The organism is Streptomyces desertarenae, assembly GCF_042681365.1.
Lineage (GTDB): Bacteria > Actinomycetota > Actinomycetes > Streptomycetales > Streptomycetaceae > Streptomyces > Streptomyces desertarenae.
On sequence record NZ_JBHUFU010000007.1, the window covers coordinates 76,752 to 92,832 of the forward strand.

The 16,081-nt window shown below is 75.2% G+C and carries 16 protein-coding genes and 1 pseudogene; 10 read left to right on the top strand and 7 right to left on the bottom strand.

Features of this window, described 5'->3' with window-relative positions:
• Positions 1 to 20: 20 nt before the first annotated feature.
• Both ACFSJS_RS13470 and soxR read right to left on the bottom strand, forming a co-directional pair.
• A complete protein-coding gene (locus ACFSJS_RS13470; protein WP_380899846.1) occupies positions 21 to 365 on the bottom strand; it encodes a DUF3140 domain-containing protein in 345 nt (114 codons plus the stop codon).
• A gap of 130 nt (positions 366 to 495) precedes the next feature.
• Positions 496 to 981: a redox-sensitive transcriptional activator SoxR gene (gene soxR, locus ACFSJS_RS13475; protein WP_380899848.1), complete on the bottom strand. Its 486-nt coding sequence runs from the start codon at positions 979 to 981 to the stop codon at positions 496 to 498.
• A 55-nt stretch (positions 982 to 1,036) separates the two neighbouring features.
• Between soxR and ACFSJS_RS13480 the strand changes: the two are divergent.
• From ACFSJS_RS13480 to ACFSJS_RS13520, 9 genes and pseudogenes are all read left to right on the top strand, one after another.
• Positions 1,037 to 1,771: pseudogene (locus ACFSJS_RS13480) on the top strand (transketolase); the annotation flags it as partial.
• Between the two features lie 134 nt (positions 1,772 to 1,905).
• Entirely contained in the window at positions 1,906 to 2,814 is a 909-nt protein-coding gene (locus ACFSJS_RS13485; RefSeq protein WP_380899850.1) for a transketolase family protein, read from the top strand.
• Positions 2,815 to 3,276: 462 nt separating this feature from the next.
• A complete protein-coding gene (locus ACFSJS_RS13490; RefSeq protein ID WP_380899852.1) occupies positions 3,277 to 4,413 on the top strand; it encodes a sensor histidine kinase in 1,137 nt (378 codons plus the stop codon).
• 2 nt (positions 4,414 to 4,415) lie between these two features.
• Entirely contained in the window at positions 4,416 to 4,817 is a 402-nt protein-coding gene (locus ACFSJS_RS13495; RefSeq protein WP_380900279.1) for a roadblock/LC7 domain-containing protein, read from the top strand.
• A gap of 20 nt (positions 4,818 to 4,837) precedes the next feature.
• The gene (locus tag ACFSJS_RS13500; RefSeq protein WP_380900281.1) at positions 4,838 to 5,185 is read left to right on the top strand and encodes a DUF742 domain-containing protein; all 348 of its coding nucleotides are present in this window, start codon (positions 4,838 to 4,840) and stop codon (positions 5,183 to 5,185) included.
• Positions 5,160 to 5,750 (top strand): GTP-binding protein, encoded by a 591-nt coding sequence (locus tag ACFSJS_RS13505; RefSeq protein ID WP_380899854.1) that lies wholly within the window; start codon positions 5,160 to 5,162, stop codon positions 5,748 to 5,750. The genes ACFSJS_RS13500 and ACFSJS_RS13505 overlap by 26 nt, the downstream gene beginning before the upstream one ends.
• Positions 5,751 to 5,760: 10 nt before the next feature.
• On the top strand, positions 5,761 to 7,155 hold the full coding sequence (locus tag ACFSJS_RS13510; RefSeq protein WP_380899856.1) for a cytochrome P450: 1,395 nt from the start codon (positions 5,761 to 5,763) through the stop codon (positions 7,153 to 7,155).
• A gap of 108 nt (positions 7,156 to 7,263) precedes the next feature.
• Positions 7,264 to 8,523, top strand: a complete 1,260-nt coding sequence (locus ACFSJS_RS13515; RefSeq protein ID WP_380899858.1) for a cytochrome P450 — start codon at positions 7,264 to 7,266, stop codon at positions 8,521 to 8,523.
• A 36-nt stretch (positions 8,524 to 8,559) separates the two neighbouring features.
• Positions 8,560 to 9,354, top strand: coding sequence for an enoyl-CoA hydratase/isomerase family protein (locus tag ACFSJS_RS13520; RefSeq protein WP_380899860.1), 795 nt, complete (start codon positions 8,560 to 8,562; stop codon positions 9,352 to 9,354).
• 113 nt (positions 9,355 to 9,467) lie between these two features.
• Here the strand turns inward: ACFSJS_RS13520 and ACFSJS_RS13525 are convergent, their stop codons facing one another.
• Positions 9,468 to 10,169 carry an alpha-ketoglutarate-dependent dioxygenase AlkB family protein gene (locus tag ACFSJS_RS13525; RefSeq protein ID WP_380899862.1) on the bottom strand — a complete coding sequence of 234 codons (702 nt, stop codon included), beginning with the start codon at positions 10,167 to 10,169 and terminating at the stop codon, positions 9,468 to 9,470.
• Positions 10,170 to 10,361: 192 nt separating this feature from the next.
• Here ACFSJS_RS13525 and ACFSJS_RS13530 point away from each other — a divergent pair, with 192 nt between their 5' ends.
• A complete protein-coding gene (locus tag ACFSJS_RS13530; protein WP_380899864.1) occupies positions 10,362 to 11,156 on the top strand; it encodes a tyrosine-protein phosphatase in 795 nt (264 codons plus the stop codon).
• Positions 11,157 to 11,240: 84 nt separating this feature from the next.
• Here ACFSJS_RS13530 and ACFSJS_RS13535 read toward each other — a convergent pair whose 3' ends face one another.
• Genes ACFSJS_RS13535 through hpnC form a run of 4 tightly spaced genes read right to left on the bottom strand, consistent with a single transcriptional unit; the run spans position 11,241 to position 15,685 of the window.
• The gene (locus tag ACFSJS_RS13535) at positions 11,241 to 12,320 is read right to left on the bottom strand and encodes a polyprenyl synthetase family protein (protein ID WP_380899866.1); all 1,080 of its coding nucleotides are present in this window, start codon (positions 12,318 to 12,320) and stop codon (positions 11,241 to 11,243) included.
• Positions 12,321 to 12,348: 28 nt separating this feature from the next.
• Positions 12,349 to 13,803 carry a hydroxysqualene dehydroxylase HpnE gene (hpnE, locus tag ACFSJS_RS13540; RefSeq protein WP_380899868.1) on the bottom strand — a complete coding sequence of 485 codons (1,455 nt, stop codon included), beginning with the start codon at positions 13,801 to 13,803 and terminating at the stop codon, positions 12,349 to 12,351.
• Complete coding sequence (hpnD, locus tag ACFSJS_RS13545; protein WP_380899870.1) at positions 13,800 to 14,765, bottom strand: presqualene diphosphate synthase HpnD; 966 nt, start codon at positions 14,763 to 14,765, stop codon at positions 13,800 to 13,802. The genes hpnE and hpnD overlap by 4 nt, the downstream gene beginning before the upstream one ends.
• Entirely contained in the window at positions 14,762 to 15,685 is a 924-nt protein-coding gene (hpnC, locus tag ACFSJS_RS13550) for a squalene synthase HpnC (protein WP_380899872.1), read from the bottom strand. The genes hpnD and hpnC overlap by 4 nt, the downstream gene beginning before the upstream one ends.
• Positions 15,686 to 16,081 lie beyond the last annotated feature (396 nt).

Below are 16,081 nucleotides of genomic sequence, written 5' to 3' on the forward strand. Positions count from 1 at the left end.
GCCCCGCCGCGCCGGGCCGGTCAGGTCGCCTTGACCGGGTCGTGCCCCAGGGACATCATCCGGTGCCGCCAGTCGGGGTCCTGCACCGCGTCGGCGACCCGTACCCGCTCGCGCTCGGCGCTCACGGTGTCCACGACCTCGCGCATCAGCGCGACGTCGGCGTCGGTGAGGTCCACGCGGCGCTTGCGCAGGACGGCCAGCACGTGCCGTCCCCGTTCGTCCCCCGCCTCCCCGGGCAGGTCCTCGCTGCGCTCCCCCGCCGTGCTCGCCCTGAGCCAGGACTCCAGCTCGTTCGACGTCATGTTGACCACGCCGTGGAACTCCTCCCACAGGGCGTCCAGTTCCGGCTCGGGGATGTCGGCCATCGTTCGTCCTCCGGTCTGACCTGCGGATGCCGTCCGCGCGAGTGCCCGCCCGGCGGCCGGGGAAACCCCCGGCCGCCGGGCGGGCGCGGGCGGCGCGGCCCCGGGCGGGCCGGCGCTCCCGTCCTCCCGCTCACAAGGCGGCCCTGCCGACCCCCTCGGGCTCCGGGTACTCCTCCTCCAGCAGGTAGCGGGCCCCGGGGCCGTGGGCGCCCGCGGCGTCGTCCGGGTTGTACAGGCCGCACTTGCGCAGGCTGAGGCAGCCGCAGCCGATGCAGCCGGTCAGCCGCTGCCTGAGCCGCTCCAGGTCCTCGATCTGCCGGTCGATCCGCCGCTGCCAGGTACGGGCCACCGCGTTCCACTCGGTGGCGCTGGGCGCCCGGTCCACAGGCAGCCGGTCCAGGGCGGCGCGGGCCTCCTCCAGCGAGAGGCCCACCCGCTGGGCGGCCCTCACGAAGGCGACCCGGCGCAGCGCCGTGCGGGGGTAGCGGCGCTGGTTCCCCGCGGTCCGCTCGGAGTGGATCAGCCCCAGCTCCTCGTAGTACCGCAGGGCGGAGGGGGCGAGGCCGGAGCGGGCGGCCAGCTCCCCGATGGCGAGTCGTCCGTCTCGGTCGGTCATGGCGCCGAGCATACCGGTTGACCTCAAGCGGACTTGACGTTGCAGCCTCTCTCCCATGACGTCCACGACGCCCACGACGCCCTCCCGCCTCCCCGCCCCGTCCGGGCCCGGGGGCCGCTACGGACACGCCGACCTGCCCGCCCTGATGTCGCTGATGACCGGCGACGAGAAGCACGGCCCGGCCGCCACCTCCACCCTGGACGCCCTGTGGGTCCTCTACGACCGGGTGCTGCGCGTCTCCCCGGCCGGCGCCGACGATCCCGGCCGGGACCGCTTCCTGCTCTCCAAGGGGCACGGCCCGATGGCGTACTACGCCGTGCTCGCCGCCAAGGGCTTCCTGCCCGTCGCCTGGCTGCCCGGCTTCGGCTCCTACGCCTCCCCGCTGGGCCACCACCCGGACCGCACACTGGTGCCCGGCGCCGAGATCGGCAGCGGCTCGCTCGGGCACGGGCTGCCGCTGGCCGTGGGGACCGCCCTGGGGCTGCGCGCCCAGGGCCTGGCGGAGGCGCGGGTGTGGGTGCTGACCGGCGACGCCGAACTGGACGAGGGCAGCAACCACGAGGCCGTCGACTTCGCCGCCGCCGCCGGCCTCGACCGGCTGCACGTGGTGGTGGTCGACAACGCCTCGGCCACCCACACCGCGCCCGGCGGCCCCGCGGCACGCTTCGAGGCGGCGGGCTGGTCGGTGGGGACGGCGGACGGACGCGACCACGAGGCGCTGTACGCGGCGTACACCCGGCCGCATCCCGGCCGGCCGCGCGTGGTGGTGGCCCGTGTCGAGCCCAAGTCCGGCGCCCACCGCCCCGCGGCCGCCCCCTCCCCTCCCGCCTCCCCGGCCGGCGACGGCGCCTGACGGCCCGCCGCCTCCCCGGATCCGACCGCCCGACCGACCGCCCGCCCCCCGCCAACCGAAAGGCCCCCTCCGTGGACACCATGCGCGAACGCTTCGCCTCGACCGCCTCCCGACTGCTGGACGAGGACCCCCGACTGGCGGTGGTCCTCGCCGACATCGGCGCGGACGGCTTCCGCCGGGCCGCCGAGCGCCACCCCGACCGGGTGGTCAACGTCGGCATCCGGGAGCAGCTGCTGGTCGGGGTGGGCGGCGGCCTGGCCCTGGCCGGGCTGCGCCCGGTGCTGCACACCTTCGCCTCCTTCCTGATCGAGCGCCCCTTCGAGCAGGTGAAGCTGGACTTCGGCCACCAGGGGACGGGCGGGGTGCTGGTGAGCGCCGGGGGCTCCTACGACTGGCCCGCCGGGGGCTTCACCCACATGGCGCCCGGCGACGTGGCGCTGCTGGACACCCTGGACGGCTGGACCGTCCACGTGCCCGGCCATCCCGACGAGGCCGAGGTCCTGCTGCGGCACGCCTGCGCCGCCGGCGACGACAGGGTGTACGTGCGGCTGTCGGCGCAGGGCAACTCCCGCTCCCTGCCGGTCACCGGCTCCGGCTTCACGGCGGTGCGGCACGGGCGGCCCGGCGCGCCCGTGGTGGTGGCGGTCGGCCCGCTGCTGGACGCCGTGCTCGCGGCCACCTCGGGGCTGGACGCCACGGTGCTGTACGCCGCCACCGTCCGGCCCTTCGACGGCGCGGCGCTGCGGGCGGCCGCCGGGGGCACGGCGGAGGCCGTCCTCGTCGAGCCGTACCTGGCGGGGACCTCCACGGCCGCGGCCTCCGAGGCGCTCGCCGACGTGCCCCACCGGATCCTGGGGCTGGGCACCGCGCGGGCCGAGCTGCGCCGCTACGGGACGACCGCCGAGCACCTGGCGGCCCACGGCCTGGACCCGCGCTCGCTGCGGGAGCGGATCACCGCCTTCACGGGCCGCGCCGGCTGACGGGCCGTGCGCGGCCGGCCGCGACGCGCCGGAAGAATCCTGCGTGAAAATCACGGCCGCGTAGTTGAATCCCCGTCGACGATCCCCCTCCATTCCTCCGCACGCCGTTCCCGATTGGTCCGCAATCAATGCGGTATCAACCGAATGGCGACAAAAACTCCGCGCGGCAGAAAGAGCCCGACAAACAAGATTCCGGACAGATCACCCGCTCCGCCGCGTCAAACACAGGCCAAAGCCTGGTGTTAAGATCACCGCGCCCACAGTGCGGTGGCCCGCCCGCCGGAAAGCGGACGCGTCAGCACATTCGCCGGTAATATGCAAACGAGGGGCCCGCCGACTCGTCATTCCTAGTAGCATCCGGAACGAGGAGCGTGATCGGCCACCGTAGCCCGCATGCCCTCCATGTCTCCCGCGTGCGGCTGCCGTCCGGTCCTCCCGTAGCCCCCCGTCAGAAGAGAGCTCATGACACAGCACTTGCAGGACCCCGTTTTCTGGATCCTGGTCACTGTAGCGCTCGCAGCCTCAGTGGTAATCGTCCTCGACAGACGGAAGGCCGCACGGCGCAGCGGCGAGTTAAGGGAACTGCAGACCCGCTGCGCGGAGCTGGAGCAGCGCCGGGACGAGGAGGTCCGGGAAGCCCTGGAGGGCGCCGACGCCAGGACCGCCGCCGTGCTGAAGTCCGCCATGCGGACCCTCCAGGGCCTCGCCGGTGAGCAGCAGGTCATCCTCGACGACCTCCAGCGCGAGTACGGCGGGCACCGGATCCTGCAGTCGCTGCTGGACGTCAACCACGCCAACGCGCAGTTCGCCCGGCGCGCCCAGGGCATCGCCGTGCTCTGCGGCGGGTTCTCCGGGCGCCGCAAGGAGCCCGCCTCCGTCTACGACGTGGTGCGCAGCGCCCAGGGCCAGATCCGTCACTTCGAGCGGGTCAAGATCCGCTCCCAGAGCAGCTTCGCCGTCGTGCCCGGGGCCGTCAGCGGTGTGGCGCTGGCCGTCGCCGAGCTGCTGGCCAACGCCGCGAGCTACTCGCCCCCCGGGACCACCATCGAGGTCAACCTCCAGCCCGTCCCCCGCGGGCTGTGCATCATCGTCGACGACGCGGGCGTCGGCATGAGCGAGGAGGAGAAGCGCCGGGCCGCCGAACTGTTCTCCGGCGTCTACAAGCCCGACCTCTCCGACCTGGGCAACCCCCCGCAGTTCGGCTTCCCCGTGGTCGCCGAGCTGGCGAGCCGCTTCGGCTTCAGCGTGGACGTCAGCTCCACCTCCCCCTACGGCGGCGTGCGAGCGGTCGTGCGCCTCCCCGAAGAACTCCTGACCACGGAGAACACCGAGCGGAGGAGCAGCCCCGCCGTGACCGCCACCCCCCAGGCCGCGGGCGACGGCCCCCGGGCCTCCGGCCGCACCGCCAACGGCCTGCCCAAGAGGGCCGCCCGCCAGACCCCGATAGCCGTCGTGCGCACGACGGAGGGCCGGGGCGCTCCCGGCGCCGGCGAGCAGCAGGACAGCCAGGCGGCCGCCGCCCGGATGGCCGCGTTCCAGAGGGGCACGCAGACCGGTCGGCAGCCCGCCACCGCGAATCACGAAGGAACAGAATCGTGATGATCACCCAGGATCTGTCATGGATGCTTGAGGACGTCCTCAACGTCCCCGGAGCGCGCCACGCGATCCTCCTCTCCGCCGACGGGCTGCGCAGGGGGAAGACGGAGAACGTCAGCCCCGACCTCGCCGACACCGTGTCCGCCGCGATGAGCGCGCTGCAGTCCCTCAGCCGCACCACGGCCGAGTTCGCCGGCCCCGAGCAGCCGGCGCAGTGGCGCCAGACGGTGGTGGAGTTCTCGCACGGCTGGGTCTTCCTCATCGCCGCCGGCGAGGGCGCCTACCTGGCCGTGTCCGCGGCGGCCGACGTCGACATGGGGGACATCACGTTCCGCATGCAGCAGCTGGTGCAGCGGCTCGGCAGGGAACTGACCTCACCGCCTCGCGAGATTGCCGACGAGAAGTGACCGAAGAGCCGGATTTCGAAATGGTCGGCGAATTAGTCCGGCCATACGTGCTGACGAGCGGCCGAGAACTCCCACCCGACCGCGAGTTCTCGGTGACGACGCTGGTGACCGCGTCCGAGGAGGCTCTCGAGAGCCGGATCCTGGAACCGGAGAGCCGCACGATCCTGGAACTGTGCTCGGGGGGATTCCTCTCGGTCGTGGAGATCGCCGGCCACACCGGTCTTCCACTGGGGGTGGTCCGTGTCCTCCTCACCGACCTCGCGGAAAGCGGACTCGTCCACACCCGCGCGCCGGTGCCCATCGCCGAGCGCGCCGACAGGAAACTCCTTGAGGATGTGCTGAATGGCCTCCGAACTCGTTTCGCATGACAACCTGTATGTGGGGGCTTCGGTACAGACCGCGGTGAAAATCCTCGTGGTCGGGCATTTCGGAGTGGGGAAGACGACGTTCGTCGGCAACATCTCCGAAATTCCGCCGCTGCGCACGGAGGAGCTGATCACACAGGCCAGCGTGGGCATCGACGACCTGTCGAGCACCCCGGAGAAGACCACGACCACGGTCGCCATGGACTTCGGGCGCCTGACCCTGAGCGAGACGCTGGTCCTGTACCTGTTCGGCACCCCCGGCCAGGAGCGCTTCAAGCAGCTGTGGGAGGACCTCTCCCTCGGCGCCCTGGGCGCGCTCGTGCTCGTCGACCCGGAGCGGCTCGACGAGTCCTTCCCGGTACTGGACCTGGTGGAGCAGTACGGGCTGCCGTACGCGGTGGCCGTGAACCGCTTCGAGGGGGCGCGGTCCTACTCCATGACGGAGATCCGGGAAGCCCTCAACCTCTCCGGGGACACGCCCGTCGTCCCCTGCGACGTCCGCGACCAGAAGTCCGCGGCCGACGCGCTGATCACCCTCGTGGGCCACCTCCATTCCCGCCTCGACTAGGAGCGCACAGATGCAGCAGCACGCAGGAAGCCCGGCTCCCCCGCCGGGCTGCCCCGCGCACGGCAGAGTCCCCCTGTACACCGCGGAGTTCGGAGCCGATCCGGAGAGCCACTACGCCCATCTGCGGCAGTTCGGCTCCAGCGCGCCGGTGGAGATGGCGCCCGGGGTGGAGGCCGAGCTGGTGACGAGCTACTCGGCCGCCCTGCGGATCCTGCAGGACCCCGGCACCTTCGTCCGCGACGCGCGGCGCTGGCGCGCCCTGCGGGAGGGCAGGGTGCCGTCCGACAGCCCCGCCCTGCCGATGATGGCCTACCGGCCCAACGCCCTGTTCTCCGACGGCGCCGACCACGCCCGGCTGCGGCAGGCGGTGACCGACAGTCTGGCCACCGTGGACCCGCACCGGCTCAGCCGCCACGTCGAGCAGGTCGCCGACTACCTCATAGGCCGGTTCGCCGACCGGCCCGGGGGCCGGGCCGACCTGGTGACGGACTACGCGCAGCAGCTTCCGCTGCTGGTCTACAGCAACCTGTTCGGCTGCCCCGCCGACATCGGCGACCGGGTGATCTTCGGCATCTCGGGCATCTTCGAGGGCGTCGACGCCGAGAAGGCCAACGAGGTCCTGGCGGGCGCCCTGTACGAGCTGGTGACGCTCAAGCGGTCCACCCCCGGTGACGACCTCACCTCCCGCATGATGCAGCACCCGGCCGGGCTCGACGACGACGAGATGGTCAACCAGCTCGTCACGCTGCTCTCGGGCGGGACGGCCCCGCTGATGTCCCTGATCAGCACCGGGGCCGCGCTGATGCTCGGCGACGAGAAGTACTCGGGGACCCAGTACACCACCGGGCTGCTGGTGGAGGACGCGGTCAACGAGGTGCTGTGGAAGTACGCCCCCATCGCCAACTACGCCGTCCACTACCCGGTGCAGGACGTGGACCTGGACGGCAGGCTGCTGGAGGCCGACCAGCCGGTGGTGATCAGCTTCGCCGCGGCCAACACCGACCCCGCCCTGGCCGACGACACCTCCGCCCTCCGGGGGCGGGCGCACCTGGCGTTCGGGGCGGGCCCGCACGTCTGCCCGGCCAAGGACCCGGCGGTGCTGATCTCCGTCGCGGCCATCGAGCGCCTGCTCAACCGCGTGACCGACATCGACCTGGCCGTCGACTTCGCCGACCTGGCCTGGCAGCCGACCCCCTGGAGCCGGACGCTGGCCGCGCTGCCCGTCCGCTTCACCCCGGTCTCACCCGCCGCCCGCCGCCCCGCCGGCCGCGGCACGGCCTCCGGTCCCGGTTCCGCCACCGGCTCCGGCCCGGGCGGCGGCAGCGCCGAGCCCTCCCGGGGCACGGCACAGCCGGGGAAGGGGAACCGCTGGAGCACCTTCCTGGCATGGCTGAAAGGCATGTGACGGACGCAACACCAGGTGACCAGTTCTGATCGCATGTGCACATGAACGCATGGGTAGTCACGTCGAGTTGACTCCGATCGATCATGCAACTGCGAAGGAGCCTCCACCGTGGAGCCTGCGATAACCCTGCCCGTCGACCGGCGGCGTGCCGTGGTATCGCTCCTGTCCCGGCTGCGTACGTCGGCAGGGCAGGCGAATCCTTTCCCCTACTACGCGGAACTGCGGTCGATGGGGGAGGTGGTGCCGGCGCCCTGGGGCGGGCACCTCATCACCTCCTTCGCGCTGTGCGACCGTTTACTGCGCAGCAGGGAGTGGCTGGTCCCCGACAGCGGATGGCGTGCCCGCCAGGGCGCGGCCACCCGCTGGAGCGCGGCCTCCTCGCGTGAGATGAGCAGGACGCTGCCAGGGCTCAATCCTCCGGAGCACACCCGCGTCCGCAGGGCCGCGGGCAACATGTTCGACCGCAGGTCCCTGGAGGACATCCGGCGGACGGTCGCCTCGGTCACCGAGGAGCTGCTCGACCGCCTCACCGGCCGTCTGGCGGCGGACGGGGGGGCGGACTTCGGCGAGCTGGTCAGCGAGGAGCTGCCGGTGCTCGCCATCGGCCGGTGGATGGGCCTGCCCTCCGCCGACTACCCCCGGCTGCGCGAACTGACACACGACCAGGTGTTCGCGCAGGAGCTGCTCCCCTCCGCCAGCCAGCTGGCCCTGTCCGACGCCGCGACGGCCGAGCTGCGCGCGTACTTCACCGCCCTGGTGCGGGAGCGGCGCCGCAACCCCGGCGACGACCCCGTCTCGGGGTGGATCCGCGTCTGGGACGGCCTGGAGTCCGACCGGGAGGCCGCCGACGAGGCCGTCTACTACCTCTCCCTGTTCGTCCTGCTGGCCGCCCTGGAGACCACCTCGACCCTGCTGACCACCGCGGTGCGGCTCCTCCTGGAGCACCCCCGGCAGTGGGCCTGGCTCCGCGCCAACCCCGAGCAGGTGCCCGCGGCGGTCGAGGAGGTCCTGCGCTACGACGCCCCCACCCACGTGGTGAGCCGGGTGGCGAGCCGGGACACCAGCGTCGCCGGCGTCGAGGTCCGCAAGGACGAGATGGTGCACCTGATGGTGGGCGCCGCCAACCGGGACCCGGCCCACCACGCCGATCCCGAGGTGTTCGACGTGCGCCGCCGGGCGACCCACCTGAGCTTCAGCGGCGGCATCCACTACTGCCTGGGCGCCCCTCTCGCCCGGCTGGAGGCCACCGTGCTGCTCGACGCCCTGATCCGCCGCCTCCCCGGGCTCCGCCTCGCCGGGCGGCCCGAGTGGGCCCCGCGCGTGGCCTTCCGCCGCGTGCTGGCCCTGCCCGTGACCGACCGGCCCTGACCTCCGGGGCCGTACCCCACCTTGCAGAGGATTCCCGTGACCGCCTTCACCCAGGACCGCCTCAAGACGGTCCGCGCCGACCTGGAGGGCCCCGTCCTGCGGGTCCGGCTGAACAGCCCGGAGACGGGCAACACCCTCACGGCCGACATGCTGGAGGAACTCCTGGCCGTCCTGGCCCCGCTCAACGACCGTCCGGAGATACGGGTGGTCGTGCTGTCGGGGGAGGGCGACGACTTCTGCCTGGGGGCGGACCGCGAGGAGTTCGCGGCGTCGCTGGGGGCCGACCCCACGGGGGCCGGCCTGCGGGTGATCGTGGACCGCGCCCGGCGGGTCTGCGAGGCCCTGGACACCGCGAACGCGGTCACCGTCGCGCGCCTGCACGGCCGGGTCACCGGCGCCGGCCTCGCCCTCGCGGTCTTCTGCGACCTGCGGGTCGGGGCCGACACCTGCCGCTTCCGCCTCCCCGAGGTCGCCCTGGGGGTGGCGCCGGCATGGGGCGGCGTCCTGCCCCGGCTGCTGAACGAGGCGGGCGCGGCGGCGGTCCGGGAGCTCATCTTGACCTGCGCCTCCTTCGACGCGGCGCGGGCCGAGCGGATGTCCCTCCTCCACAAGGTCGTGCCGGCCGACGAGCTGGACGCGGCCGTGGACGGGTGGACCGGCCCGCTGCTGCGCCGTCCCCCCGGCGCGCTGCCGCTGGCCAAGCAGGTGCTCGGCGCCTACTCCCGGGGCGGGCGGCTGGCCGACGGCGGTCTCCTGGACGCCCAGCTGCTCTCCGCGGCGGCGGCGGCCGCCGCCGCGGGGGCCGCCGGTCCCGGCGCGGCGGCCGGCTGAGCTCCTCCCGCGGTGCCCGCGGGGCTCCGCGGGCACCGGAGCCGCTCGCCGGACCCCGCGGCGCGGGGCGCGGGGCGCGGCGGCTCCGTGCCGGGCGGGGTGAGCGCCGGCCCTCACCGCGCCCGGACCGTCACGCTGACCCGGCCGCGCAGCCCCAGCTCCGGCGGCGCCGTGCCGGGCCGGGTGCGGGGGACGCCGTGGTAGGCGAGCCGGGACGGGCCGCCGAAGACGAAGGCGTCGCCGCTGCGCAGCCCGACGTCCGTCCAGGGCCGCCCGCGCCCTTCGGCGGTGCCGAACCGGAAGACGCAGGCGTCGCCGAGGCTGAACGAGACCACCGGGGCGTCCGTCTCCTCGTCGGCGTCGCGGTGCATCCCCATCCGGGCCCCGGGCCCGTAGAAGTTGACCAGCGCGATGTCGTAGCGCACGCCGCACGGCTCCCCGTACGCCTCCGCCACCGCCCGCCGCGCCCACTCGCCCAGCCACGCGGGGAACGGCTTGACCGGTGCCCCGTCGCCGTCCACCACCGTGGGGGCGTAGCCGTAGGGGTACCAGTGCCAGCCGAGGCAGACCTGCCGCACCGACATCTCGCCGCCCCGGGGCATCCGCACGGTGCGCAGCCCGGCGGGCGGGCGGGCCCACTCCCGGCAGGCCGCCAGCAGCGCGCGCTGCCCGGCCGGCCCCAGGTGGCCGGGCAGGTGGACCGCCCCCGGCGCCGGCCCGGCCGCCGGGGCCGGGAGCCGGAAGAGGCCGTCGCCCCCGCCCTCGTCCGGCCCGCTTCCTCCCGTTCCGCCGCCGCGTCTTCCCACGGTCCCCATGGCCGGCCCTCCGCTCTCGGCTCTCCCACCGATCCGGCGTCCGCGCGGACGTCCGCTCCGGCTCCGCGGAGGGGTTCCGGCGGGGCGGTCCGTCCGGGCGCCGATGTCGTATCGTCGCAGGAACCGGTCCGGACCCGTCCGCCGCGGGTCCCGCACCGGGACCGCCGAGACCGCCGAGAGCCGGGAGTGCCCGTGACGTCCGAGACCGTCGAACCCGTCCTGACCGGAGTGCGCAACTTCCGCGACGTCGGCGGAGCGCCGACCGTCGACGGGCGCCGGGTGCGGCGGGGCCTGCTCTACCGCAGCGGGCACCTGGCGCACGCCACCGAGGAGGACGCCGCGTTCCTCTCCCGGCTCGGCCTGCACACGGTCTTCGACTTCCGCAACTCCGCCGACCAGGCCCTGGAGGGCCCCGACGTGGAGCTGCCGGGCGTGCGGAACCTGAACATCCCGCTGTCGGACCCGGCCGAGGGCGCGGAGTTCTGGACGATGGTCCGCGAGGGCGACCTGGCGCAGCTGCGCGCCGCGCTCGGCGACGGGCAGGCGGCGGGCCGGATGGTCGCCACCTACCGCCTGATGGTCGCGGAGCGCACCGCCGAGCACGGCCGGGTGCTGCGCGAGCTGGCCCTCGGCAGCGTCCCCGCGCTGATGCACTGCGCGGCGGGGAAGGACCGGGCCGGGCTGTCGGTCGCCGTGACGCTGCTGGCCCTGGGGGTGGAGCGGGACGCGATCGAGGCCGACTACCTGGAGTCCAACTCCCCGCAGCACCGCTACCGCATCCACCGCTCCCCCGACGCGGCCGAGGGGCTGTCGCCGGAGGTCATGGAGCTGATAGGGCCCCTGTTCGAGGTCCGTCCGGCCTACCTGCACGCCGCGTTCGACACCATCGAGCGCACCTGGGGCGGGACGGACACCTACCTGACCGAGGGGCTCGGCCTCACCCCGGAGCTCCGCGAGCGGCTGCGGGACCGCTTCCTGGAGTCCTGACGCCCGCGTGCGCCCCCGTCCCGCACCCGCCGGGGCACGGGCGCACGGGACGGACGGGGGCCGGCCGAGGCGGCCGGGGCCGCCTCAGCCCTCGCGCACGACGACGAAGTCCGCGAGCGCGGCGAACCGTTCCCGCACGCCGGCGGGCATGTCCACGCCCTCCAGCGCCTCCAGCGCGGTGGCGTGCCGGCGGCGGGCCTCCTGCGCGGTCCACTCGCGGCCCCCGGCCTCCTCGATCAGGGCGGCCCGGGCGGCGAACTCCTCCTCGCTGAAGTCCTCGAACTCCCGCTGGCTCTTGGCGGCGTCCGCGGCCAGCAGCTCCGCCAGTCGCCGGGAGGCCGGCCCGCCGCCGGCCAGGGCGGCCACGACCGGGAGGGACTTCTTGCGCTGCCGCAGGTCGCTCCAGGTCCGCTTGCCGGTGGCCTCCGGGTCGCCCCAGATGCCCAGCAGGTCGTCGACGGCCTGGAACGCCAGGCCCAGGTGGTAGCCGTACGCCTCCAGGGCGTCCGCGGCGGCGTCGTCGGCGCCGCCCAGGACGGCGCCGATGGAGCTGGCGCAGGCCAGCAGCGCGCCGGTCTTGTTGCCCTCCATCTCCAGGCACTCGGCGACGGTGACCTTCTCGCGGTGCTCGTAGGAGATGTCCTGGGCCTGCCCGTCGATGAGCTTGCGGCTGGCCAGGGTCAGGCGCCGGGCGGCCCGCGCGGCCTCGGCGGTGCCCGGCTCCAGCAGCACCTCGCCGGCCAGCGCGAACAGGGCGTCGCCGACGAGGATGGCCTGCGCGGGGCCGTGCACCTTCCAGACGGTGTCGCGGTGCCGCCGCTGCTCGTCGCCGTCCATGAGGTCGTCGTGGAGCAGGGAGAAGTTGTGGACCAGCTCGACGGCGACCGCGCCGGGGACCCCGGTCTCCGGCGCGGCCCCCGCCGCCTCGGCCGACAGCAGTGCGAGGGCGGGGCGCACCGCCTTGCCGCCGTCGCCGGCGGCCGGGCGGCCCTGCGCGTCGATCCAGCCGAAGTGGTAGGCGGCGACGGTGTCCATGGGCGGGGCGAGCCGGGCCACGGCGGAGCGCAGCCCCGGCGTGGCGAGCGTGCGGCCGCGCTCCAGCAGCGCGATGACACCGGCGGTGTCGGTGGCCGCTTCCGTCAGGGTCCTCGGGGCCGGGGTCACGGGGTCTCCTCTGCGTTTGTTGTCGTGCTCACGCCGTCTCCGGGGAGACGTCGTCCTGCGGGCGCCCGAGAGCGGTCAGCGCCTCCCGGGCGGCGGTCAACCCGCTGCGCACGGCGCCCTCCATCGTCGCGGGCCACCCGGTGGCGGTCCACGCCCCGGCCAGCCACACCCCGGGCGCACCGGTGCGAGCCGGGGGGCGCAGGCGTCCGACACCGGGCGCGGGCGCGAAGGTCGCGCTGCGCTCCCTGGTGACGAAGAAGTCGCGCACCACGGCGCCCCGGGCAGCGGGCATCAGGCGGGCCAGTTCGGGAAGGTAGCGCTCCCGCAGGACGGCGGCCGGCAGGCCGATCTCCTCCCCCGCGGCGGACTGGGACACCGTCAGGTACTGGCTCCCGTCCCCCGCCGCTCCCAACCCGGACGCCTCGGTGCGGTCGAAGACCCACTGGACGGGAGTGCCGAGCGCGGCCAGGAAGGGACGGTGCAGCACCCTGCGGTCGTAGACCACGTGGAGGCCCAGGATGGGCGCGGTGCCGATGCGCAGCAGCCGGTCCGGCTCCTCCAGCGCGCCCCCGGGCAGCAGCCGGTGCGCCTCCTTCTGGGGGACGGCGAGGACGACCGTGCCGGCCGTGAGCGCCTCACCGCCGCCCGCGGAGCGGCGCGCCCCCGTCTCCACCTCGACGCGCCAGGTGCCGTCCGGCTCCGGGCGCAGCGCCCTGGCGCGCCCCTGCCGCACGACGCGCACCCCGGCCTTGTCCAGGACCGCGCCGGCGAGCGTGTCGTGCAGGTGGCCCAGCGGGACGCGGGACCAGCCGATGTCGGCGGCGCCGGGGGAGCCGAGCAGACCGGTGGTGAGGACCATCGCGGCCAGTCCGAGCGAGACGTCGGGGGCGCGGGCGTTGAGGGTGGCGACACCGACGAGGTCCCACAGCGCCCGCACCGCGCGCGGCGACTGCCCGTGGCGGCGCAGCCAGCCCGCGAAGTCCTGCCCGTCCAGCCCGGGATCGGCCGGGTCGACCCGGCCCAGGCGCCGGAGGGCGAGCGCGGCGCGGCCGACCCCGACCCGCTCGGCCGGGGACAGGTGCGGGTAGCGCGCCAGGGAGGCCGCCAGGTGCAGGGGGACGGGCAGGGCCGCCCGCCGCAGCCTGCCCAGCCTGCGGCGGGCGGCGTCGTAGACGGGGATGTCCAGGCGGCGCTGGAGCGGGGCGAGGTCGTGCGCGCCGATGCGCTCCAGGAACCACCGGTAGGCGGTGCAGCAGCGCAGGTGGACGTGGTGGCCGTTGTCGGCGGTCAGCTCCCCCGCCCCGCCGGCGCGGCGGAAGGAGAAGGCCAGTCCGCCGAGCCTGGGCCTGGTCTCCACCAGGGTGGTGGCGATCCCGGCGTCGGCCAGCCGCAGCGCCGCGGTGATGCCCGCCAGCCCGCCGCCGACGACGACGGCGCGGGAGCGGGCCTCCTCCCCGGCGAGAGCCTCCTCCCGGGCGCTCACCGCGCCTCCCCCCGGCCGGCGGCGGGCCGGGCGGCCCGGTGGGTGTCGAGCCCGGTCAGGCCGCGCAGGGCGACGTACGCCTTCTCCCGGGCCGGCAGCGAGACCCGGCCGCGCAGCACCGCGGCCGGATCCCGGGCGATGCGGGACAGCAGCCGGTGGTAGATCCCCGCCATGGCCGCCGTGCAGGCCGCCGAGCGGCGGTCGAGCAGCGGCAGCAGCTTGAGCCCCTCGGCGAACAGCTCGCGGGCGCGCCGCACCTCGAAGCGGACCAGGCCGGCGAAGTCGGCGCCCGGCTCGGGCACGCCGCGGTCGAGGCCGCCGGTGCAGCCGAACGCGGCCAGCTCCTCACGGGGGAGGTACACCCGGCCGCCGGAGGCGTCCTCGCGCACGTCGCGCAGGATGTTGGTCAGCTGGAGGGCCAGGCCCAGGGTGTCGGCGTAGTGCGGGGCCCGGTCGGCGCCGGGCGCGTCCGGCACGGTGCCGAAGACGCCGAGGGAGAGGCGGCCGATGGCGCCCGCGACGCAGCGGCAGTACTCCTTCAGCTCCTCCCAGGTCTCGTAGGTGCGGCCGCGGACGTCCATCAGGACGCCGTCGATCAGCTCGTCGAGCCCGTCGAGGGGGATGGGGAAGCGGCGCGCGGCGTCGGAGAGGGCGACGGCGACCGGGTCGGTGGCGTCGTCGGGGACCTTGCCCGCGCGGACGAGGTCGAGCAGGTCGCGGGTCTCCTCCAGCCGGGCCCGTTTGGCGGCCGGCTCCAGCGTGCCGTCGCCGATGTCGTCGACGCGCCGGGAGAAGGCGTAGAGGGCGGACATCGCGCGGCGGCGGTCGGCCGGCAGCAGCCGGATGCCGTAGGCGAAGTTGCGGGCCTGCCCCGCGGTGACGGCCTCGCAGTAGCGGTAGGCGGCGAAGGTCTGCGGGGTCAGGGGTGCCGGCCGCGCCGCCGGGCGCGCCGCGCGGATCACCTCGCCCTCCCCAGGACCGCGGCCGTCTCGCGCAGCACGCCGGTGCGGCTGGGGCGCGGGGCCGGGGCCAGGACGTCGTACCGGGCGGAGCGGACGGCGCGCAGGGCCGCCCGTCCGCCGCCGACGAACCCGGCGAGGAGGACCTTCAGTATCCCGGGGACGCTCGCCACCAGCGGGACTCCTTCGTTCAGCAGGTCGTGTGCGCGCCCGGCCTCCCAGGCGACCAGCGCGCGCACCGAGGCGTTCGCCGCGGGGGCGGCGAGGTCCGCCTCGGTGACGCGGAAGCGCTCCAGGTCCTCGGCGGGGAGGTAGACGCGGTCGCGCAGCGCCAGGTCCTCGGCGACGTCCTGGAGGTGTTCGATGATCTGCAGGGCGGTGCAGACGGCGTCCGAGCGGCGGACGCGTTCGGGGGAGGTGGTGCCGGTGACGGCCAGGACGAGGCGGCCGACGGGGTTGGCGGACAGCTCGCAGTAGCCCAGCAGCTCCTCCCAGGTGCCGTACCGGTGCACCTCCTGGTCCCGCCGGTTGGCCTCGACCAGGGCGAGGAACGGGTCGGGGGCCAGCGCGTGGCGGCGCACGGTCGGCACCAGGGCGCGCAGCAGGGGGTGGCGGGGGCGGGACTCCCCCGCCCCCGCGCCGCCGCCGGCGGCGCGGAAGGCGCGGTGGAGGTCGGCCTCGAAGGCGTCGAGCAGGGCGGTGCGGTCGCCGGGGGCCGCGCAGGCGGCGCCGAGCAGCTCGGCGTCCCGCCCGCCGGGGGCGAGGTCGCCGTCGCCGATGTCGTCCAGGAGGCGGACGCAGCCGTACACGGCCATGAGGTCGTCGCGCCAGGCGCGGGGCAGGAAGCGGGGCGCCACGGGGAAGTTCTCACGGGCGGCCTTGTCGAGGACGGCCCGCGCCCCCGCGTCCGGCGGCGGGGTCACCGGGGACCGCCCGCGTCCATCGCCGTCATCTCTGCGTCTCTCCAACCGACAGTCCGTCCCTCTCGACCGGTGGCGTCCGCGGCTCCCGCGGCGCCCCGGCGCTCGTGCCGCCGGACGCGCCCGCGGCAGCCGGGGATCCGGACGGCCCGCGGCACCGGGCGTCCACGGCGCGGCGGTGCCCTCGTCCCGGGGCGTCACCGGAGTACCGGCGGCGCGAACCATCCTATTTCGGGCTCACCCGGAAGATGATCCGCTGATCGTCCGGCCGGGGGGCCTCCCGGCGCGCCGGACGACCGCCGTCTGCACCGGCTCAGCTTACGTCGTACGCCAGTCCACCCCGTCACTCGGGCACCCCGGGAGCGCCCGGGCGGCACCGCCGCGCCCGCACGGGCACGG